Annotated in this window: 22 protein-coding genes; 11 read left to right on the forward strand and 11 right to left on the reverse strand. The window is 62.3% G+C overall.

Going from position 1 to position 21073, the window contains the following annotated elements; translation table 11 throughout:
- Positions 1-193 precede the first annotated feature (193 nt).
- From I6E51_RS02325 to I6E51_RS02335, 3 genes are read left to right on the forward strand one after another with little or no spacing between them, the layout of a single operon-like run.
- The gene (locus tag I6E51_RS02325) at positions 194-547 is read left to right on the forward strand and encodes a helix-turn-helix transcriptional regulator (protein WP_197109315.1); all 354 of its coding nucleotides are present in this window, start codon (positions 194-196) and stop codon (positions 545-547) included.
- On the forward strand, positions 540-1052 hold the full coding sequence (locus tag I6E51_RS02330) for an SRPBCC family protein (protein WP_197109316.1): 513 nt from the start codon (positions 540-542) through the stop codon (positions 1050-1052). The genes I6E51_RS02325 and I6E51_RS02330 overlap by 8 nt, the downstream gene beginning before the upstream one ends.
- Positions 1053-1107: 55 nt before the next feature.
- Positions 1108-1620, forward strand: coding sequence for a tetratricopeptide repeat protein (locus I6E51_RS02335; RefSeq protein WP_197109317.1), 513 nt, complete (start codon positions 1108-1110; stop codon positions 1618-1620).
- On the opposite strand, the gene I6E51_RS02340 is transcribed toward I6E51_RS02335, so the two are convergent.
- The 3 genes from I6E51_RS02340 to I6E51_RS02350 form a co-directional block, all read right to left on the reverse strand.
- The gene (locus I6E51_RS02340) at positions 1617-1811 is read right to left on the reverse strand and encodes a hypothetical protein (RefSeq protein ID WP_197109318.1); all 195 of its coding nucleotides are present in this window, start codon (positions 1809-1811) and stop codon (positions 1617-1619) included. The genes I6E51_RS02335 and I6E51_RS02340 overlap by 4 nt on opposite strands.
- An 87-nt stretch (positions 1812-1898) precedes the next feature.
- Positions 1899-2666 (reverse strand): helix-turn-helix domain-containing protein, encoded by a 768-nt coding sequence (locus I6E51_RS02345; RefSeq protein WP_307783768.1) that lies wholly within the window; start codon positions 2664-2666, stop codon positions 1899-1901.
- Positions 2659-4191 (reverse strand): APC family permease, encoded by a 1533-nt coding sequence (locus I6E51_RS02350; RefSeq protein ID WP_197109320.1) that lies wholly within the window; start codon positions 4189-4191, stop codon positions 2659-2661. The genes I6E51_RS02345 and I6E51_RS02350 overlap by 8 nt, the downstream gene beginning before the upstream one ends.
- Positions 4192-4450: 259 nt before the next feature.
- Between I6E51_RS02350 and I6E51_RS02355 the strand changes: the two genes are divergently transcribed.
- The 4 genes from I6E51_RS02355 to I6E51_RS14135 all read left to right on the forward strand — a co-directional run bounded on the left by I6E51_RS02355 (position 4451) and on the right by I6E51_RS14135 (position 8840).
- A complete protein-coding gene (locus tag I6E51_RS02355) occupies positions 4451-5893 on the forward strand; it encodes an APC family permease (protein WP_231599627.1) in 1443 nt (480 codons plus the stop codon).
- A gap of 105 nt (positions 5894-5998) precedes the next feature.
- Positions 5999-7996: a primary-amine oxidase gene (locus I6E51_RS02360; protein WP_197109322.1), complete on the forward strand. Its 1998-nt coding sequence runs from the start codon at positions 5999-6001 to the stop codon at positions 7994-7996.
- A gap of 115 nt (positions 7997-8111) precedes the next feature.
- Positions 8112-8588 carry a hypothetical protein gene (locus I6E51_RS02365; RefSeq protein ID WP_197109323.1) on the forward strand — a complete coding sequence of 159 codons (477 nt, stop codon included), beginning with the start codon at positions 8112-8114 and terminating at the stop codon, positions 8586-8588.
- A gap of 105 nt (positions 8589-8693) precedes the next feature.
- On the forward strand, positions 8694-8840 hold the full coding sequence (locus I6E51_RS14135; protein ID WP_197137132.1) for a hypothetical protein: 147 nt from the start codon (positions 8694-8696) through the stop codon (positions 8838-8840).
- 114 nt (positions 8841-8954) lie between these two features.
- Here the strand turns inward: I6E51_RS14135 and I6E51_RS14620 are convergent, their stop codons facing one another.
- On the reverse strand, positions 8955-9344 hold the full coding sequence (locus tag I6E51_RS14620; RefSeq protein WP_368855204.1) for a putative quinol monooxygenase: 390 nt from the start codon (positions 9342-9344) through the stop codon (positions 8955-8957).
- A 63-nt stretch (positions 9345-9407) separates the two neighbouring features.
- Between I6E51_RS14620 and I6E51_RS02375 the strand changes: the two genes are divergently transcribed.
- The gene (locus I6E51_RS02375) at positions 9408-10067 is read left to right on the forward strand and encodes a TetR/AcrR family transcriptional regulator C-terminal domain-containing protein (protein WP_197109325.1); all 660 of its coding nucleotides are present in this window, start codon (positions 9408-9410) and stop codon (positions 10065-10067) included.
- A 50-nt stretch (positions 10068-10117) separates the two neighbouring features.
- Here the strand turns inward: I6E51_RS02375 and I6E51_RS02380 are convergent, their stop codons facing one another.
- The 3 genes from I6E51_RS02380 to I6E51_RS02390 all read right to left on the reverse strand — a co-directional run bounded on the left by I6E51_RS02380 (position 10118) and on the right by I6E51_RS02390 (position 12546).
- A complete protein-coding gene (locus I6E51_RS02380; RefSeq protein WP_197110120.1) occupies positions 10118-10957 on the reverse strand; it encodes an ABC transporter ATP-binding protein in 840 nt (279 codons plus the stop codon).
- A gap of 32 nt (positions 10958-10989) precedes the next feature.
- Positions 10990-11661, reverse strand: a complete 672-nt coding sequence (locus I6E51_RS02385; RefSeq protein ID WP_197106675.1) for a FadR/GntR family transcriptional regulator — start codon at positions 11659-11661, stop codon at positions 10990-10992.
- A 258-nt stretch (positions 11662-11919) separates the two neighbouring features.
- Positions 11920-12546, reverse strand: coding sequence for a hypothetical protein (locus I6E51_RS02390; protein WP_197109326.1), 627 nt, complete (start codon positions 12544-12546; stop codon positions 11920-11922).
- A 131-nt stretch (positions 12547-12677) separates the two neighbouring features.
- Between I6E51_RS02390 and I6E51_RS02395 the strand changes: the two genes are divergently transcribed.
- On the forward strand, positions 12678-13127 hold the full coding sequence (locus I6E51_RS02395) for a Fur family transcriptional regulator (RefSeq protein ID WP_197109327.1): 450 nt from the start codon (positions 12678-12680) through the stop codon (positions 13125-13127).
- Between the two features lie 78 nt (positions 13128-13205).
- Positions 13206-14705, forward strand: a complete 1500-nt coding sequence (locus I6E51_RS02400; RefSeq protein WP_197109328.1) for a catalase — start codon at positions 13206-13208, stop codon at positions 14703-14705.
- Positions 14706-14873: 168 nt separating this feature from the next.
- Here I6E51_RS02400 and I6E51_RS02405 read toward each other — a convergent pair whose 3' ends face one another.
- From I6E51_RS02405 to I6E51_RS14355, 3 genes are all read right to left on the reverse strand, one after another.
- On the reverse strand, positions 14874-15614 hold the full coding sequence (locus I6E51_RS02405) for a sulfite exporter TauE/SafE family protein (protein WP_197106671.1): 741 nt from the start codon (positions 15612-15614) through the stop codon (positions 14874-14876).
- Positions 15615-15688: 74 nt separating this feature from the next.
- Complete coding sequence (locus I6E51_RS02410; RefSeq protein ID WP_197109329.1) at positions 15689-16153, reverse strand: GNAT family N-acetyltransferase; 465 nt, start codon at positions 16151-16153, stop codon at positions 15689-15691.
- Positions 16154-16207: 54 nt separating this feature from the next.
- Entirely contained in the window at positions 16208-17101 is an 894-nt protein-coding gene (locus I6E51_RS14355) for a tail fiber protein (protein WP_255528577.1), read from the reverse strand.
- A gap of 173 nt (positions 17102-17274) precedes the next feature.
- Between I6E51_RS14355 and I6E51_RS02420 the strand changes: the two genes are divergently transcribed.
- Positions 17275-19503 (forward strand): beta-glucosidase, encoded by a 2229-nt coding sequence (locus I6E51_RS02420; RefSeq protein ID WP_231599629.1) that lies wholly within the window; start codon positions 17275-17277, stop codon positions 19501-19503.
- 47 nt (positions 19504-19550) lie between these two features.
- Here the strand turns inward: I6E51_RS02420 and I6E51_RS02425 are convergent, their stop codons facing one another.
- Positions 19551-21011: a glycosyltransferase gene (locus I6E51_RS02425; RefSeq protein WP_197109330.1), complete on the reverse strand. Its 1461-nt coding sequence runs from the start codon at positions 21009-21011 to the stop codon at positions 19551-19553.
- Positions 21012-21073 lie beyond the last annotated feature (62 nt).

Consider the following 21073-nt stretch of genomic DNA (forward strand, 5'->3'; position numbering starts at 1 on the left):
CAGTGCATTGTGCGATGCACGTTTATCCTAGCATTATCAGATGCATCAATAAACGTGCATTGCGTGTGCTCTACCCTTCGCGGCGGGTTGACCCGCGGCTACGATGCGACGCTGATAACCAGTACATCGGATGCGGTAGACAAAACGAGAATGTAACCTCGCGTGTACGTACCCAAGGTGGTACATTCAACGTATGGACACGATGCTGCAGGCAATCTCAGACGAAAGCCGACGCACTCTACTCGCCCGACTTCGATTGGGTCCGACGAATGTCACCGAACTCGCAGCGCTTCTTCCGATCGCGCGCCCCGGTGTTTCTCGCCATCTCAGGGTCTTGCGTGAAGTTGGGTTAGTGGATGTTCACAGCGAGGCGCAGCATCGCATCTACTCGCTGCGCCCCGAGCCGCTCCAAGAGCTTGACGAGTGGCTGGAGGAATATCGCGCGCTGTGGGAACACCGCCTCGACGCGCTCCACACTGAGGTCGCACGCGGCAAAAAAGCGAAGTCGCACGCGGTAAACGAGAGAAAAGGGAATAGCGATGCCTGAAGGATCCGGAGTTACCAAAATTCTGGGCAGTGTGCGGGAGGAGAACGGCGCAGGCGTCGTTCTCGTTGAGGACGTCTATGCGACGAACATCGACGACCTGTGGTCCGCGATTACGGTGCCGAGCCGACTCGCGCGTTGGATCGTGACCGTGGATGGCGATCTCACCATTGGTGGAGAGTTCAGCGCCACGTTTACCAGTGGCTGGGAAGGATCCGGCCGCGTTGACATTTGCGAGTCACCCAGACACTTGCGAATAACGACCTGGTCGGATGACGACGCACCCGGCGTGATTGACGTCACGTTGGTTGAGGAACCGGCCGGCACGAGGCTAATCGTCGAGGAGTCTGGCCTGCCGCTCGATGTTTATCATCACCACGGTGCAGGCTGGCAAATCCACATCGAGGATCTCGCCGCCTATCTTGAAGGTCGCGAAACATTGGACTGGGGCGCTCGCGCGACAGAGCTCTCCACTGTCTATCGGGAAATGGCGGCTGGCCTTCACTAACCAAAAACCATCGACCAGGTCTCCTGCCGAGAGCGCCCGTGGCAGACTGTGCGGCATGAATCTAGACGATGAGCTTGACCGGATCTTCGCCGCCAGGGACCGGGAAAACATGCAGCCAACAATAGATTCGCTGCTTCCCCTCTACGCTTCGCATTCCCAGAACGCTCGAGTGCTCTATGAGCTGGGAGGGGCGTATGACACGGCTGACCAGGAAGAAACAGCCCGGGGTTTTTACGAGCGCGCTCTCGCCGCCGGGCTGGAGGGCGATCTGCTCCGCCGTTGCTACGTTCAGTACGGCTCAACGCTCAGAAACTTAGGCGAATACGACAAATCTCGGGAGGTGTTTGCGACAGCACGCAGCGCATTCCCGGAGTCCCCTGCGCTGGGTGCTTTTGAGGCGATTACGTTGCACGCCGCCGGGCGGCATGATGCGGCCGTCGCAGCGCTCCTCGATCTAGTGGTAGAGTTCGTTCCTTCTCCCGACATAGATAGGTACAGGGCGGCGATCAGCGGGAATGCGGCGTACATCCGTTCCTTGGAAAAGAAGCGGCCGGAGCTTTCGGCTTAGCCGCCCCACTCGATCTCCCTGCGGGCGTATCCCAGTGGCCCACAGTGTTCGGCAACTTCTGAGCGCAGAATCGAATTGAGCGCGAGGTCGATACCGTCGTGGTCGAACTCTCCGTCACACAGATAAGCCCGGGCCGATTTCTTCGCACGGAGAACGATCTCTGCGTACTGTTCGCTAAAAGTAGATTCCATAGAGTGCTCCGATCGAAATGGCATCCGCGACCAAACGAATTGCAATTAGCGCTAGAACTTAACCGCTTATTGGGCTGCACACGCATTTCATGACAACAGCGGCGCCAACCCCTGCGCGGCTTCCCTGAGGGAGTCGACGATCTTGGCAGGGTTCTCGACCCGCACTCCGGGCATCGAGACGGCGAGGCCAGCCACGAGCACATCGTGATCGTCGCGGATGGCTACGGCGATGCATCCGTGCCCTGGTTGCAGTTCCCCGTTTTGCATCGCGTAGCCGCTGCGGGTGACGTGTTCAGTAATGGCGTGGATGCTTGACGCGGGGCGCACGACAGCCCACGAGGGGTGGCCGTCGTGGCCGAGTTCGGTGAGCAAGAGGCGGCCCATTGCTGAGCAGTCGAGCTCTCTGCTGATGCGTTCGGGGTGGCTGAGTGGAAAGTCTGGATCGATGTCGCTGAGCACAATGTGCGTGGCGTCGTAGCGCACAAGATGAACACCGGCACGGATGCTGCCGCGAAGCTCGGTGATGATCTCGCGGGCGGCGCGCGGGGGAGCTGCGGGCTTCACTGCGCGGCCAAACTGTTCCAGTTTGCTGCCGAGCGCGAAGCCACGGAGGTCGGGGGTGCGCACCAAGTATTCGTCTTGCACGAGAAGGTTGAGCAGGCGGTAGGTGGTGGCGCGGGGCAGATCGAGGGCTTCGGAGATTTCGCGAGCGCTGACTCCAGCGCCGTGTCGGGCTACCGCCTCAAGAACCCCCAGCGCGCTGTGCACCGCAGCGGGCTGGCGTGCGCGCAGACCATCGACGGCTCCACGCTTGCGCGTCGCCTCGGGCACTGCGGGCGGGGTCGATTCAGTCACTCGCCTGCTTCGCCTGTGTGGTGCCGCCGAGTACATCGATCACGGTGGGTTCGTCGTAGTTGCCGATCGTGAGGGCGAGGCGTGGATTCTTGCGAACTCTCAGCAGCAGAACGGCAGTGCCCAGGCTCATGACTGCCACATAGAGTGCGACGGCGAGTGCACGTTCTCCGGCTACTTCAACGGCGAGGTAGGTGACGAAAGCGATGGTCAGCGAGAGGCCGGCAACTAGTGCGGTGAGCAGCGGTCGGATGCTGAGCTCGCCGATGCGGTTCAAGAACGCGGGGGCGGCGAAACACACCATGATGTAGGCCGTAATGTAGCCCGCCGCAGCGACGACCAGCAGCAGTTGCATGGTGTTCCAGATGCCAGCACCAGCGAGCACGAACGCCAGCGGCACGACGGTCACGGCGAGCAACGAAACTCCGATTGCAAAGAGCGGTGTGTGGAGTTTCGGATGAGTGGAGCCGAGCCGGCGCGGCAAAATTCCGTCGCGGCTCAACGAGAAGAGCACTCGAGCGAGCGCGGTGGTTGACGCGATAGTGCAGGCGAGAAACGATGCCGCGATTCCGATATCGAGAACAAGGGCAAAGGAGCCAAGCCCGAATCCTTCTGCTAATTCGTTGACCGGCGACGTACTCTGGCTGAAGTCGGCTCCGAGCACCTCGAAGCCCATCACTTGAGCGGTCGCGGCGAGTACGTAAAAGAGGAGAGAGCCCAGCACGGTCCAGACCAGCGCGCGCGGGATGTTTCTAAACGGGCGTCGCACCTCGACGCCCAGAGCGGCTGAACTTTCGAAACCAACATAGGCGGTGAGCGCTAACACCGCGCCGACTGCGATTCCAGAAAATGACCCAGTCGAACCTGCGAAGGACTGACGAGTGACCGCTGACCAGTCCGTGTGAGGCCCAATCTGAATCAAGAGCGCAACGATAAGGATGAGCAGCACCGCGACCGAGAGCGTCTCCACCATGAGCGTCACTCTCGAGGAGAGCCGGATGCCGCGGGCGAGAACCAGCAGCACAATGCTGGCCAGCGCCACCATGATCCCGCCCGTCGCGAGTGGTGAGCCGATGAGGTCCGGAATGACTCTCGCGAGAACGATCGACACGTAGTAGGTGCCTCCGGCCAGAGCGAACATTGCGATGAAGCTGTAGCCAATGAGCATGCCAACACTTGTTGCCAGAGTCGCGGTTGTGCCCGCGCGGTCAGTGCCGAAGCCTTTGGCCACAAAGGTGTAGAGCGATCCAGTGGCGGCCATGCGGCGCGTGAATTGGTTGACGGTGAAGGCGATAAGGAGAGCGAGAAGACCGGCGGTAGCGATCGAGAAGACGGTGGCTGATCCCGCGATGCTCGCGACCAGCAGCGGCATAGTGGTGGCGGCTGCCGCCGGGGCAATGGCCGATACCGATTGAGCAAGCACCTCGACGAAACCGATGCTGCGGCGATCGAGGCCGTGAAGCGGTGACTCGCGGCTAAAGCCATGAACCGGGTGGCGCTGCGCGATCGCGCGTTCAAGTGCTGACATCGCGTGCTCCTAGAGTGCCGAGATTCGACGACTCTAGCGGTGGTCGATTACAGCGGCGAGACCGAAATGTTTCCGGCAGGTAAGCCCAAATGAGACAGCACCAGAAACTCGTCTCATTCAGGCGACGGATGTTTTTACCGCGCGGTGACAGCGGCGCAATCCGGCCTCGGCAGAGTGTCCTTACGACCATTCCCCTCTCCCGTTTGATTGGACGACAGCAATGACCGCCACTGGAACACCTCCAACAGCTACAGACACCTTGGCTAAGCCAAAACTCTCCGGAAAGCTCGGCGTCGCCGCGATTGTCTTCATGGTTGTTGCCGCTGCATCACCGCTCACTGTGGTCGGAGGGGCGGTGCCGCTGGGCATCCTCATCGGCAACGGTGTCGGCTTTCCGAGCATGTATGTCATCTCTGGCGTCGTATTGCTGCTCTTCGCTGTCGGCCTCTCTGCCATGGCCCGTCACGTTCCGAAGCCGGGGGCATTCTTCACGTATGTCGGCTACGGCCTTGGCCGCCCGGCTGGGCTGGCGAGTGCGTGGCTTGCGATGCTCACGTACACCGCCATTCAGGTGTCGGTGCACGGCTATGTCGGTTACATCCTCAGCGTGACGGCGATGTCATTGGGCGGCCCGGAGATTCCGTGGTGGGTTTTCTCGCTCCTCGTCGTTGCCGTTGTCGGTGTGCTCGGCTATCGCCACATCGATCTCTCGTCCAAGGTGCTTGCGGTCTTCCTCGTTTCTGAGGTCGGCATCGTCATCGCGCTCGTGATTGCGGTCGTCGCTTCGGGCGGTGCGGAGGGGCTCACTCTCGAGCCCTTCTACCCGACCAACATCGTCAGCGGTTCGCCGGGCGTCGGCCTCATGTTCGCCATTGCCGCCTTCATCGGCTTCGAAGCGACCGCGGTGTTCCGTGACGAAGCAAAAGACCCTGACCGCACCATCCCCATCGCCACGTACAGTGCCGTCATCGGCGTTGGTGTGTTTTACACGGTCGCCAGCTGGGCGATCGTGATGGCGTGGGGCCCAGAAAATGTGGTGGATGTCGCGGCCCAAGATCCTGGCGCCATGATTCTGGTCACCGTGGCGCAGTACCTCGGTGTCGCGGGCGAGATCATCGTCAACATCCTGCTGATCACGGCAATGTTCGCGTGTGTGCTCTCGTTCCATAACGTCATCACGCGTTACCAGCACTCGATGTCGAACACGGGTGTGCTTCCGGAACGTCTCGCCTCAGTGCACTCCAAGCACCTGTCGCCGCACCTCTCTTCTCTCGTGCAGACCGTAACAGCAGGCACCCTGATCACTCTTTTTGCGGTGCTTGGGCTCGACCCCGTGGTCCAGGTATTCACGTGGTTCGCTGGTGTCGCAACGCTAGCCATCGCGATTCTGATGGCTCTCACGAGTGTCGCGGTCATTGTGTACTTCGCCAGCACGAAGAGCGACACACGAGTGTGGAACACCAAGCTGGCACCGGTGCTGGGCCTGGTAGGTCTCATCGCCAGCGCCGCGATCATCATCGCGTACTTCCCGGTCATGGTCGGAGACGTCAATGCCGAGGGAGCCCCCGTCTTCGGCGTAATGAGTGTGCTGCTCCTGTTGCTGATCGTGATCGCTCCCGCTGTCGGTCTGGTTCAGGCAGTCATCCTCAAGCGCACCAAGCCCGCAACCTACGAATCGATTATCGACTCAATCGACGCCTGATCCGTTCGGGCTGGAGCGCCGCACTGGACAACCCTGTGCACCGGCCCGGCGCTCCAGCCCGGCACGCACACATCATCCCCATCCCCCGCAAGTGAAGGAAATCGAATGACGATCACGAACGACAAATCAGTCTTAGCCCACCACAATTCGACTGCGCCGCAGCATCCGCTCAGCAGCCTGAGCGCCGACGAGATCACCGCGATTCGCGACATCGCCTCGACGGTGGATTTCTTCACCACGACCACTCGTTTCGTTTATGTCGGCCTCGAGGAGCCCGCCAAGAACGAAGTGAAAGCGTGGGAGGCAGAGGGCGGGGACATGCCCGACCGCCAAGCACGCGTCATGCTGCTTGATCTCGCAACCGGCCACTCCAGCGACAACATCATCTCGTTGGGGCTCGGAGCCGTCATCTCAACGTCGGTGCTCGACGGATCAGCGGGACAATTGCCTATCCTCGACACAGAATTCGAGCTCGTCGGCGAGATCGTCGCCCAAGACGAAGGCTGGATCGCGGCTCTTGCGAAGCGCGGCGTCACCGTAAACGACGTCGAAGTTGTGCCGCTCTCCTCCGGCTACTACGACTTTCCCGAAGAGGAGGGTCGCCGCATTCTGCGTATCTTCGCGTTCCGCTCTGACTACGTGGGCGACCACGTGTGGGCGCACCCGATTGACGGTCTCGCCGCCTACGTCGACATTGCCGCGATGAAAGTGACGCGCATTGTCGACAACGAGGTTTATCCGATCCCCGCCGAGGGCGGCAACTACGACGACCCGGCAGTGCAGGGACCACCGCTCGATGCGCTCAAGCCGATTGTCATCACTCAGCCGGAAGGCCCCAGCTATCTCGTCGACGGTGAACAGGTCGAGTGGGGCAACTGGAAATTCCAGATCGGGTTCGACATGCGCGAGGGTCTCATCATGCGCAACCTCAGCTTTGCCGACCAGGGTGTCGACCGCCCAATCATGTATCGCGGGTCGATTAGCGAAATGGTGGTTCCCTACGCCGACCCGCAGCCCAACCGTTTCTGGCAGAACTACTTCGACACCGGCGAGTACCTGTTCGGTCGTTACACGAACTCGCTCGCCCTCGGCTGCGACTGTGTTGGCGAGATCAAGTACTTTGACGCGGTCTTCGCCGACGAGCTGGGTTCCCCCAAGGTCGTACAGAACGGCATCTGCATGCACGAGGAAGACTTCGGCACACTGTGGAAGCACACCGATCTCTTCACTGGCGCCTCGGAAGTTCGGCGCTCTCGTCGACTCGTCATCTCCTTCTTCACCACAGTCGGAAACTACGACTACGGCTTCTACTGGTACCTGTACCTCGACGGCACCATCGAATGTGAGTCGAAGCTCACGGGCATCCTCTTCACGTCGGCGTATCCCGGACTGCAAGCGGATGGCTCGGACTACCCCTACGCCTCGGAAGTTGCCCCTGGCCTCGGTGGCCCCAATCACCAGCACCTCTTTTCGGCACGACTCGACATGACCGTCGACGGTGTAGCCAACAGTGTGGATGAGATTGACGCCGTGCGCGTGCTGATGGGGCCGGGCAATGAATACGGCAACGCCTTCACGAAGCAGGTCACGCGCATCCGCTCGGAAGGCGAGTCAGGCCGAGTTGCTAACGGTGCGGCATCCCGTGTGTGGCAGATCTCAAGCGCAGACAAGACCAACCGCACTGGACGCCCCACGTCGTACGTTCTCTACCCCCAGGAGAGCCCGACCTTGATGGCAGACGAGTCGTCATCGATTGCGAAGCGAGCTCTATTCACGACCAAGCATCTCTACGTGACGAAGTACGACCCAAGCGAACGGTATGCGGCCGGCGACTTCGTGCACCAGAACCCGGGTGGCGACGGCATTGCCAAATACATTGCGGATGACGCCTCGGTTGAAGCCGAAGATGTTGTCGTGTGGCACACCTTCGGTCTCACCCACTTCCCCCGCATGGAAGACTGGCCCGTCATGCCCATGGACTACGCCAAGTTCACCCTCAAGCCCAACGGCTTCTTCGGCATGAACCCGGCACTCAACATCCCCGCCCCGGCCCAAGAAAACGGTGACCACTGCGCCCACCACGATAGTGAGCACGGCCACTAGGGAGCGGCGAGGAGAACGAGAGCGGAAGCGGAAAACAGTGGAAACCTTGCACGTGGCGGCCTTGCTGCCGGCGGCGCTCGGCACGTGTTGCACCGTAAGTGCGCGGCGTACTGGAATGCAGCTGCAGTCTTTTGCGGCGATTGTGATGCTCGCGGCGATGCTGGATGTGTCGCTCTCGTGGGGGCTGCTTCATCCGCTGGTCTGGGTGATGGCGCTTCTCGTCTCGGGGGTGCTCGTAGGGTTCGGCGCGCGACCCAACTCCCGTTCGGCTCGCTCGGCGGGAACGGCCGCAGGGGCAGATGCGGCGCATCCTTCCGGGCTAATGGCGCTGCACTCGGCCCTCGGTCTCGTCTTGATGGCGGGAATGATCATGGCGATGAGTTCGGGCGGCGTCGATGCCAGCGAAAGCCACCATCACGGGGTGGCGTTCCTGCCGCCACTGTTGGGCGGCATGGCCGGGTACGTCATTTTCACCGTGTGGTTCGAGCGGTCGCTGCGGCTAACGCAGCGATCGCCCGGGCTGCTCGCGCGCGTCGAAGTGCTGAGCATGGGCGGCGCCGCGGGGCTCATGGCGTTGGCGCTGCTGGCGTAGAGGGCTGTTGTCGGGACTCTCTAGCGAGCGCGCCTAGCCGAAATCGTCATTGATGCCTGAGCAAGCCTAGATCCGTGACCCTCGATTTAGTGTGACGGCGAACTGGTGACCCTCGACGAGCAAGACCGCAGCGCATGGGATCGCACCCTGATCATTGAGGGACACGCCCTTGTTCGCGAATGCCTCGTTGCGGTCGCCGCTGGTGGAGGGCGGCCCGGGCGATTTCAACTCTTGGCAGCGATCAACTCGTGAGCTGATCGTTGGTCGGCCCGCCGCGCCAGGTCCGGTCGGCCATCAGCCCGCACCACCGGCCGTCGTGTTGCTTGACGTGGATCGGATGCTGGAAGGCGGCGGCGGAGCCTCTTCTTAGAAAACGGGTCCGGTCTTGTCGATATGGTATTTCGCCATGTCTCCACCAAGGAATTCGATATCTAGCTGCGGGGAGTTTGCGATCTTCCTCCACGCAGCTAACGCCTCCTCGTTCTCCCACCGCTCAAATGTATTGACCCGGGCGTCGTTGACGGGGTCTGAACTGATGGCGAGGTCTAGGCACCCCGGCGCTAGGCGTGCCCGAGCCACGAGGTCGAGGTGTTGAGCGACAAATCTGTCGCGTTCAGTGGGGGCGAGAAGGAGGTATCCGGCGATGACGAGCATATGAGCGTTCCCTTCATGGCGATGGGTGTGTGGTTGTAGAACGTGACGATGTCGGTGGCGAGAACGTGCAGTCGTCCCACCCGCTGGCAACGTTGCAACCATCGCAATTCCTTATCGGTGATAAGTGTTGGTGCAACTATGGCTTATCGTCGATAAGGTGTCAAGATGGCTTCAACAAAACGACCGACACTCACCCGGAAGTCGATCACTGCGACAGCGCTCGCCCTTGCCGACACGGTTGGTTTGAACGAACTCACCACGCGGCGGCTGGCGGTCGAGCTCGGGGTCAAATCGCCCGCGTTGTATTGGCATTTTGCCAACAAGCAAGCCCTTCTTGACGGGATGGGTGACGCCATAATCCTCAGCGCCGGCATGGGCGCTCCTCTGCCCGATGAGGGTTGGCAGAAATGGGTAGAGCGACGCGCCCGCGCGTATCGCACGGAAATGCTGAGCCATCGGGATGGGGCTCGCATTGTTGCGTCCGTTCGCACAGCAAGCCCTGAAACCGTTCGGCTCTTCGGTGACGAAATCGCCGCGCTGGCAGCCCTCGGGTTTGATCCGGCGCTAGCTGTACGCACCATCGCCGTCGTCTCGCATTACGTGACCGGGTTCGTCTTAAAGGAGCAGGCCGCGGCCGAGGCGCAACGCATGGGAGTAGGCGGCGCTGTGAATCCGATGGAGATACTCGACGGGCCTGCACTCGACACATTCGTGGTTGCCATGCGTACTGGAGGGGATCCCCTGGGCGAGGATGTTTTCGAGCACGGATTGCGCATGATCATTTTAGGAACCGAACGCGAGTTGGCCGCTGTCAGCAGCGACTGATCACGCTGGCAACGGGGCCCGACACAACTTCTGTTTACGAACAATCACCTCTACGTCACAGCGTACGGCCCGAGCGCACGCTTGCGACCGGGCAGCGCGAACCAGCGCCCGTCGTGCTGGCCGACGCGAATCGGATGCGCGAAGGCGGTCGTGACGTTTTCGGTGGTCAGCACGTGTTCGGCTGGCCCCGCCTGAGAGATCCGACCATCCGCAATTAGCGCGGCATGGGATGTCGTGGAGGGCAGTTCTTCGAGGTGGTGCGTCACGAGAATTGAGGCCAGTCGCGGAAAGCTGTGGGTGAGCGCGTCGACCGTTTCGAGGAGTTGCTCGCGTGCCGCGACATCCAGCCCGGTGCTGGGTTCGTCGAGAAGGAGTAGGTCTGGTTCGGCGATCAGTGCGCGGGCGATGAGTGCTCTGCCGCGTTCTCCTTGCGACAGCGTCGGCCAGCGGTGGGCATCCTTGCCTGCCAGCCCCATCTGTTCGATGAGTTCTGACGCGCGTTGGGTCTGCTGCGCGCTGGGGTCCCATCGTGGGGGAGTCTCGAGGGATCCGGTGAGGCCGGTGAGTACGACATCCCGAATCGTGAGGGGTGCGTGAAGCGGATGACGCGGGTTGACGTGCCCGATCGAGCGACGCAGTGCCTGCAGTTCGACCCGGCCGAGGCGTTGCCCCAGGATGTCCACTGTTCCGGAGGTCGGGTGCGCTGAGGCGCCAACGAAACCGAGGATGGTGCTCTTGCCGGCGCCGTTGGGCCCGAGGAGCGCCCAGTGTTCGCCCGCGCGCACGGTGAGGTCGACCTCGTTCAGGATGGTGCGCTCGCCGCGGCGAAAGGTGACGCCGCGCAGCTCGACGACGGTGGGGTTGCTGTTCATGGAGGTGCTTTCGTTCATGAAGGTGCTGTCGTTCGTGGTGGTGCCGTCGCTCACGAGAGGGCTCGGTGCACGCCGGTGAGGTGCGCCCGGCTGCACTCTGCAGCGGCGGCTGGGTTTCGTTCGGCGATCGCTTCGACGAGAGCGGCGTGGGCGGCTTGGTCTGCCTCGTAGTCGTGGATCGGGCGCAGCTTCAGCATTTCGATCATCGCTACCCGCACTCGCGGCACGAACCCGTTGAACAGTTCGAGCAGCACTTCATTGTGGGATGCCGCGACGACTTCCTGATGAAGCGCCATGTCGACGTCAGCGAACTCTTCGGCAGAGTGGTGCGAGCCCGAGCGGCGGGCGAGTGCTCGACGCATCGCCCGCAGGTCTGATGGGGTGCGCCGATGCGCTGCGAGTGCGGCAGCTTCGGCCTCGATTGCGACCCGAGCCTCGATGACGGATGCGACGGAGACTCGGCGCAGCACGACATCCCAGTCCTCGGCGATGTTGGTCGAGATCACGAAGACGCCCGAGCCTTGACGGCTTTCGAGCACGCCTTGACCGGCGAGTTCACGGATGGCCTCCCGCAGTGTAGAGCGCCCGACCCCGATCTCGGCGGCCAGTGTCGTCTCGCCCGGCAGCTTGTGCCCCAGGGGCCACTCGCCGGCACGGATGCGCTCAAGCAGGACTTCGGCCGCTTGCGCTGCGAGCCGACCTTGTTGCACTGCTGGCGTCATGCAGGTGCTCCGATCACTGTGTTTGTCTGCCTCGCAACTCTACACCTCAGACAAGTTGCACGAGCGTACTCGGTGGCGTGATGGGGTAGCGGCACAAAACAGGTTGGGAGGATTCGCTCCTCACTCGGTCGCTCGGGGAGGCATAGCTGAGAAGCCCGGAGCTATTGCCGATATGGGTGGGTCGGGCTAGCATTGTTGGTGCCTCCCGTTACGACGGGTAAGGAAGAAGACCTTAGAACCCCAGCCGGACGACTGGATCTAGGGTCTTTCGTTTTTGTCGGTCGAGGGTTCATCGGGAACGGGGGATTCTGAGGTGTACCGGTGAACTACGAAAGTCTGCGACAGGGCCTCAAGGTGACTCTTCTCGCCTAGATAATCGGAGTTGATCGCGCCGAGTACAGCGTCAGCGATCCACAACAGCGGCTCGTCGCCGCCACGAAGATGAGTGATGCGTACGCCCTTGGATTGGCCAGAATTCTGCACACCAACAATGTGGGCGCGATCTAGCTTGTCCTGCTTGGGGCTGCGGCTTTCCAGCGTGACGTCCTGGACATTCATCGCGGTCATCTCCGAATAGAAATCACCAAGGCACTTTCGGCGGAAGCGTTCAGTTTTCGTTTGCCGTGTGGAACGATGCGCAATCACTACGTTCATGGTCCCCAGCCCACTAAGCAACGTGATGATCCGACGTCGTCTGGACTCGCTTTCATCGGTCCAGTGGAGTTTTATCTGACCGGGCAACAGCAGGGGACGAAGCTTCGCTCGCACGTCTTCGCACTCGTCGGCTGGCACGAGAGCCGCGCCGATCAGGTACTCCTGCTGGCGCTCTCCGCGGTTTGCGGACGACTCGTCGGCGAAGGCGCGAAACTGAATCGGGGATGGCACCCCTGCTACGGTACAGCGCTTGATCTCGCCCGACGCAGAGGCGTCAAGAACTGTGGAGTCGGGATCACGAGAGGACAAAATTCACCACAAGTTGTCTTGAGTTACTCAAAACAACTGATACGGTCGTAGCCATGGAAACAGTGACGGATGCGGCGCTCGCCGACACTCTGCGAGAGGCCGGTCTGAAAGTGACCGAGCCCCGCGTCGCTGTGCTCAGCGCCCTCACTGACATCCCGCACTCGGATGCCGACACAGTGTTCGGGGCTGTGCTGCCGAGTTTGCCCGGCACCTCCCTCCAAGCCGTGTACGGAGTGCTGGCGGCGCTGACGACGGCGGGCTTGCTGCGCAAGATCGAACCGGCAGGGTCATCCGCTCTCTATGAACGCCGCATTGGCGACAACCACCACCACATCGTGTGCACCGAATGCAGCGCCGTGCGCGACGTCGACTGTGTTGTTGGCCACGCGCCGTGCCTCACGCCATCCGAAGCCGGCGGCTTCACCGTGCACACCGCCGAAGTGAACTTTTGGGGAGTATGCCCCGATTGCCAGAGCGCTCTCAACCAAAAGAGCGCAGACTAAAGAACACAGACAGAGCTGTCTACGCTGTCGACCGACTTTCCATTTCGCCCCTAACAATCCCCACACAAAGGAGACATCGTGACAGAACCCACGAGAACCCAGGCCGGCGCACCAATTGGGAGCGACGAACATTCGCTCACGACAGGTCCTGATGGCGTAATCGCGCTGCACGATCGTTTTCTGGTCGAGAAGCTTGCCGCGTTCAACCGCGAGCGGGTGCCGGAGCGCAACCCCCACGCCAAGGGTGCTGGAGCATTTGGTGAGTTCGTCGTCACAGAAGACGTCTCTCGTTTCACCAAGGCTGCCGTCTTCCAGAAGGGTGCAACGAGCGAAACCATTCTGCGTTTCTCGTCCGTAGCCGGAGAACAAGGTTCGCCCGATACTTGGCGCGACGTGCGCGGCTTCGCACTGCGTTTCTACACCACCGAGGGAAACCTCGACATCGTCGGAAATAACACTCCCGTCTTCTTCATTCGTGACGGCATGAAGTTCCCCGACTTCATTCACTCGCAGAAGCGCCTCGGTGACTCCGGTCTTCGCGACGGCGACATGCAGTGGGACTTCTGGACCCTCTCGCCCGAAAGCGCCCACCAGGTCACGTACCTCATGGGCGACCGCGGCCTCTCCAAGTCATGGCGCCACCTCAACGGCTACAGCTCGCACACCTACCAGTGGATCAACGCCGAAGGCGAACGCTTCTGGGTGCAGTACCACTTCAAGTCCCGCCAGGGTGTTGAACTGATGGAAGCTGCCGAAGCCGAGCGCATCGCCGGAGAAGACGCTGACTACTACCGTCGCGACCTCTTCAACGCCATCGCCGACGGCGACTACCCCACCTGGGATGTCTCCGTTCAGGTCATGCCGTACGAAGAAGCCAAAACCTACCGTTTCAACCCCTTCGACCTCACCAAGACGTGGTCGCACAAGGACTACCCGCTGATTCCGGTTGGCCACTTCACGCTCAACCGCAACCCGGAGAACTTCTTCGCGCAGATCGAGCAGTCAGCGTTCTCGCCGTCGAACATGGTTCCCGGCACCGACATCAGCCCCGACAAGATGCTGATGGCCCGTGTGTTCTCCTACCCGGATGCCCAGCGCAACCGCATTGGAACCAACTACAACCAGCTCCCCGTCAACCAGCCGCACGCTTCCGAAGCGCGCAATTACCAGCACGAAGGTTCCATGAACTATAAGATCGGTGACGCGGCAGCACGCACGTACACACCGAACTCGTATGGCGGACCCGCAGCTCAGCCCGAGCTTGCTGGCGAAGGCGGCTGGGCAACCGACGGCGAACTCCTGCGCGCCGCAGCAACCCTGCACTCCGAAGACGACGACTTCGGTCAGGCCGGAACGCTCTACCGCGACGTCTTCTCCGCAGAGTCGAAGGCACGCTTCATCGAAACCCTCACCGGACAGGGCCGCGGCATCACCGTTCCCGAGATCCTCGAGCGTTTCTACTGGTACTGGACAAGTGTGGATGCCGGCCTCGGCGCTACCCTGCGCCAGACCGTCCCCGGCAACGGCGACACCCCCAACGAGGAAGCTGACCCCGTAGGAGTCGGCCCCGCCGAATAACACTGAGTCGAAACGGCAGCGCTAACGCGAAGTCGAACACCGGATGCCCGGTCCCCGAGAATGGGGGCCGGGCATCCGTTGGTTAAGGCTGCAGGTGTCGCCTGTGCTGGAGGTGTCGCAGGTGCCGCGCAACAGAGCGAGCGCCGCCGAGAGCGAGTCCGGTGCTGGCTAGGCCGCGAGCCCCAGGCCCCCATCGATGACAGCGACCGTGCCGCCGACGTACGCGATAATGATGACCGCGATCCGCGCAGCGCGGTGGCTAACGTGCCGATTGAGCACCTCGCCAAATACGAGCCCGACCAGTAGTGAGCTGATGATGATGACCCAGCTGAGAGCATCCAACTCAGGAAGCATGCCGCCAGAAAAGAGAGCCTTCGTAACGAGTGAAGTGACGCCGACAATCACAAAGTAGGGCTGAAGTGTGGCCGCAAAGTTCACTTGTGGCCAGCGCATGATCACCGCATAAATACTGATCGCCGGACCGCCGACGCCCGCCGCTGTATTCATAAAACCGGATGCCGCCCCGGCAAGGATCGCGGCCGGTCGCGCCGGCACCACGCGCTCCGAGCGCCTAATGAGCAGCGTCGCGGTGAGGGCAACGAGCACAAGGATGCCAATGCTGAGCTGAGTGATCGGACCAGGTAGTCGTGTCACAAGAAATGAGGCGGGCACGATCGTGACAACGGCCGGAATCGCCAACCATGCGAGCGTGCGCCACTCGATGTGTCGCCACACCCGCGGGATGATGAGCGCTGCCGATATGACACCGCAGAGGTTCACCACAAGCACCCCGTCGAAGGGGCCGAGCAAGATCACGATCAGTGGCGATGCCACGAGTGCGAAGCCCATCCCGGTGATCCGTTGCGAGAGTGCTCCGATGAGAACGGAGAGCGCGACGAGAGCAAGCACTGACCAAGACTAGAGCGCTGCCGTGCCCATGCTTGCCATCAGGCGAGAAACCCGTGCCGAGCTGGGGTTCTGCGTTAGAGCGTTTTGGAGTAACAGACGCTCAGAGGCTCGCCCACGTAGGCGCCGAAGTTCTCGATGCGCGTGTAGCCCTCGCGCTCGTAGAAACGCATCGCGTCAGGCTGGGCTGTTCCCGTTTCGAGAACGAGTTCGGTGGCCGACTGAGCGCGAGCCCACTCTTCGAGGCCCTTGAGCACCGCGATGGCGATGCCGGTGCCGCGCTGAGCGGGCGTGACGTACATGCGCTTCACTTCGAAGTTGCCATTGTCGAGCTCGCGGAGCCCACCACAACCGGCAGGAACGCCATCGACATAGGCGATCAAGAAGACGACAACCGAGTCAGCATTGGGCTTAACGCCGGGTTCGCTGTCTTCGGTTCCGTACCGCGCAGTGAGCTCGGCGCGCTGCGCTGAGCGCAGCATTACCGAGTCGGCGTGCTCAAAGGGAACGCTACGGAGTTCGAGTTCGTAAGTGTCTTCCACGTCAGAATCCTAGTCTGCGTGTTGCCGAGAACCTGCCGAGAGCGTTCCAGAACGCTAGAGCGGGCTGGGGAAGATGCCCTGATGGCAGATCATCCAGGTCATGTCGTTGGGCGTGATATCGCTCATGTCGGGGAGCCCAAAAGTCTCGTAACCATCGCCGCCGTAGGTGGTGCCGATGAGTGAGAAGAGCGCTGGGTTGGAGGAAGTATTGAGAAGGCGGCCATCTGCGACCAGACCATTGCCGGCGTATGCCGATGCCGTCAGGGACAGAGTGCCGAGAGTGCACGAATTACCGGGACTGTCTCGTGCTGCGCCCGTACGGGTGCCAAACTCTGCGGCAAGGAGCGAGTTGCCGGCGGGTCCGGTTGCTCCCGTTGCGCCGGTAAGGCCCTGGACGCCTTGTGCTCCGACTGCGCCGGTATCGCCCACCGGACCTCGCAGTCCCATGGGGCCGACTGCACCATCTGCACCATCAGCGCCCGGTGCGCCTAGGGGGCCGGTGTCGCCCCGGTCGCCGGCGTCGCCCTTAGGGCCCTGCGCTCCGTTGGCTCCGGTGAGGCCCGCAGCGCCGTCCGCGCCGGTCGCCCCGGCGGCACCGTCAAGTCCGTCGGCACCGTTAAGTCCATTAGTGCCGTCGGCACCGTTGAGCCCGTTGGCACCAGCCGCGCCGTCACTTCCGTCGGTGCCGTTCGTACCATCGACGCCATCGGCGCCGGCGATCCCGGTTGACGCAGCCTCTGTCATGAACACTGCCTCAACGAATCCGGCACCGCACGAGTCGGCGGCATCAATGAGCTTGATTGCCGAGGCGGTCGTGTCGACGCAGGCCTTCTGCAGCGCATCCGCCGAACTGGCTTGGGTGGTGCAGCCGGCGAGCATCACGGCGGCAATGGCTGCGCCGGCAAACAATCGAAGCGAACGTGACGGTGTGCGGGGTGCTAAAGACAAAGAGGGGATCCAGACGTGGAAGAGGTGCAACGATCAGCCAAGGGTTGATACAAACATAACGAAGTTCTCTCAGTTAACTCAAGTGGTCTCGGCCCCCAGTGTGGGGGTGCGACGGACGGTCTACCTGCCTGCCGTTGCGGGCGGGCACAGCTACAGGGTGCAGAATTCGAATCATGGAGAATGCGACCGGCGACCTGCAGAGCGTGGGCAGAGTGCCGATGAGGGATGCAGCCGTGCCAGTGGCAATGGCAGCCTCGGTTCACGCCTTCGATGACGCGGTTCACGCTGTTCGCGCCGGCACAGTCAATGCCGACACAGCCTCCGCTCAGCTCGTCAGCCTGCTGACAGAGAAGGAACTACTCGGCCTGCTCGACGGTGACTCTCCGCGACGTCTCTTGCCCTTCATCCCTGCCCTTCTCGGGCGGCGACCATTTGTGGCCGGAGCAGTAGCGCGGCTCGGCATCCCCGGCATCCGGTTCAGTGACGGTGCTCGCGGTGTCGTTATTGGTGCCGCTACAGCGTTCCCCGTGACGATGGCGCGGGCAGCAAGCTGGGATCCGGAGCTTGAGCAACGCGTCGGGGTGGCAATCGGCGCCGAGACGCGCGCGCGGGGTGCCAACTACTCTGCCTCGGTGTGTGTGAATCTGCTGCGGCATCCCGCCTGGGGGCGTGCGCAGGAATGCTACGGCGAAGACCCGGTTCTCGTCGGTCAGATGGGGGCAGCCCTTACCCGCGGTGTTCGGGTGCACACGATGGCGTGCGTGAAGCATTTCGCGCTCAACTCGATGGAGAACGAACGCTTCGAGGTCGACGTCTCTGTCGACGACCATGCGCTGCATGAGGTGTATTTGCCCCACTTCAAAGCGGTGGTGGATGCCGGAGCCGACTCAGTCATGAGCGCCTATAACCGGGTGCGCGGCGAGTACATGGATGTCAATCGCGCCCTTCTTACCGATGTGCTGCGAGACGAGTGGGGCTTCACCGGTTTCGTCACGAGCGACTGGGTGTTCGGCACTCACGATGCTGTCGTCAGCTTGCAAGCGGGAATGGATGTCGAGATGCCCCTGCGGATGCTGCGGGCGCGCGCTCTGCCTGCCGCCCTGCGCAGCGGGGAGCTTGACCGCGCGACCGTGCTCGAGTCTGCTCACCGCATTCTGCGCACCAGCATTCTGCATGCGGCAACGCGCGAGCAGCCGGAGCCGAATGTGAGCGTCATCGCCTCTGCCGCGCACCGGGCCCTTGCCCTCCAAGCCGCCGCCGAGTCGATAGTGCTGCTCAAAAACGACGCTGTTGATGAGGCGCCGCTGCTACCACTGGCTCCCGATACGCGTCGACTCGCGGTTATCGGGCGACTCGCTGACGAGGCGAACCTGGGCGATCATGGCTCCTCGCGCGTTCGGCCACCATCCACCGTCTCTGCGCTGCAAGGATTGCGCGAAGCGTTCCCGGAGGCGCAGATCACGACCGCCACAGGCAAAGACGAAAACGCTGCCGCGGCGCTCGCAGCACAGGCAGAGATTGCCGTCGTCGTTGTCGGGCTCGACCAACACGACGAGGGCGAGTCGGTGGTCACCGGGGGAGTCGATGTGGGAATCCTCGGTCGCGCTTTCAACTCTGGTCTGTCTCGCCGTATCTTCATCGGGCTTGCGCACCTCGCAGCACGCTTCGTGCGCGGCGGCGACCGGAGCTCGCTCGAGCTTCGGCCCGCCGATGTGAGTCTCATCCGTGCCGTTACCGCAGCCAATCCGCGCACCGTTGTGGTGCTGATCGGCGGTAGCGCGATCCTGACCGACGAGTGGCGGGATCGCGTTCCTGCACTTGTCCTCGCCTGGTACGGCGGCATGGAAGGTGGGCATGCCCTCGCGAGTGTGCTCACGGGAGAAGCCGAACCCGGAGGTCGGTTGCCGTTTGTCATACCGAGCGACGCGGCGCAGCTGCCCCCGTTTGATAGCGCAGCAAAGGCGGTCGTCTATGACGACAAGTGGGGTCAGCGTCACCTTGATGGTCAGGGCATTGCTCCCGCATTCCCGTTCGGATTCGGCCTGGGCTACACGACGATGACCCACGAACTGCTCGACCACACCTTCGCCGACACCGGCGGCAGCGCTCGCGTGCTCGTGACCAATACAGGCGACCGTGACGGATCCACCGTCGTTCAGGTGTACGCCGCTGATCTGGCGGCCGAGCATCCGATCGCTCAACTTCTCGGATTTCAGAAGGTCACCCTGGCGAGCGGCGCAGAGACAACCGTGCAGGTTGCGCTGGATGCGGGGCCGACGTTGCAGCGTGATCCGAGTACCCGGCAGTGGCACCCACGAGCGGGCGACTGGGCGCTGATCGCCGCTCACCACAGCCCCTCACACTGGGCTGGAGCAGTGCCGTTGCGGCCCACCGCGAACTAGCGGCCTACCGACTGCGACTGCGACTGCGACTGCGACTACTGCCGCGACTACGCCTGCGACCGCGACTGCGCGTGCGGAAGTGCGTCGATGCGAACACGCAGCGCCTCGTCGTTGCGAAGCACTGCCCGAATCAGTCGGCGGCCCTCCCAGCGCACCGAGGCGAGCCTCTGGTCGGGCCTCAGCACGAGCTCTCCCTCGCCCGACGCGTACCGCTTCTGCAGGTCTTCCAGCTCATCTGCTTTCAGAAGCGCCACCGTGCTGTTGTCTGTGGGGTCAGTCAATCGAACGAGGGCGGAGTCTCCTCTGAGATCGCTCGCCACCATTTGTCGTTCGCTGGCGGCAAGAATAGCTTTTTGAGCAGCGCGAGTCACGACGATCGGCCGGGCCGGGCCATCAAGCAGGCCAGTGAGAACGTCTGCCGCGGCATCCGGTCGGCCAGTGCTCTTCGCTGCCGCTTGCATCCGTTCGAGGCGACCAGGTTCGCGCACGATCTGGTCGATCTTCCAGCCGAGGGTGGTGACGTCGTTGCAGCGAACAGCGGCACCCTGTTCCATCAGGTAGTCACCGTTGCGAACCTCTTGCCCCGGGATGGGGTTCACCAGCACCATGGGCAACCCTGCCGCCATGCATTCGGAGGCCGATAACCCACCCGGTTTGCCCACGAACAGGTCGGCGCTTCTGAGCAATGCGGGCATCTCTGTCGTAAACCCCAGCACGTTAAAACGATCGTCAGCCCCGACGAGTTTCTCAATGCCCGTGCGAGTCTCCTCATTGTGCCCGCACACGACGGTCGCTCTAAAATCCGAGCGCATATGCAGTGTCTGCCGCACCACCGCGATGGCGTAGTCCCCGCCCGCTGCACCAGCAGAAATCAAGATATGGGGGATGTCGTGGGCGACGCGGTCGGGTTCGGCATCCGAATACGAACTGATCGGGATGCCGGTTGCGGCCACACGGTCGGCCGGTAGGCCGAGCGCCATCAGCTCGATCTTGCCTTCCTCGCGCGCCACATTAAACGAGTGGAACGCGCTGGTCAGCCAGAGGCCTTGAGGGTCGTAGTCGGTCGTGACCACCGCTGTTTTGGCATCAATGACTCCGCGCATGAGGAGCGTGGCCATGAGCTGGGCAGGAAGAAAGTGTGTACTGACGATGGCGGTCGGCTGAAAGCGTTTGATCGCCCGAATTACGGGAAGAGAGTTGGCCTGTGTCCAGGGGTCGATCGGTCCGCGGCGCCAAAACGGGGCGTCGCTGACGTCGTAGGCCCACTCGAGCAGCCACGGCAAACCCTTGGCGAGCACGAAGTAGCCCTTGCCCAACACATCGCGGTAGAGGGCACTGCTGACCTGCAAGACGTCGAGCACCTGCACTTCAGCGACATCGGTGCGCGCATCGCAGGCTTGGCGCACTGCTGCTGCGGCACTGTTGTGGCCCGATCCGACGCCGGCAGAGAGAATCAGTACCCGTTCCCCGGAGTCAGCGTCGGGGCGGGCAGTCGGGGTGCGGGGCATGGAGAAATGATAGTCGAGCAGGGGGTGGCTCAGCAGGCTGTGTCTCAGCCGGCTCCGTGCGA

The sequence above is a fragment of the Salinibacterium sp. NSLL17 genome (assembly GCF_015864935.1).
Classification (GTDB): Bacteria; Actinomycetota; Actinomycetes; order Actinomycetales; family Microbacteriaceae; genus Rhodoglobus.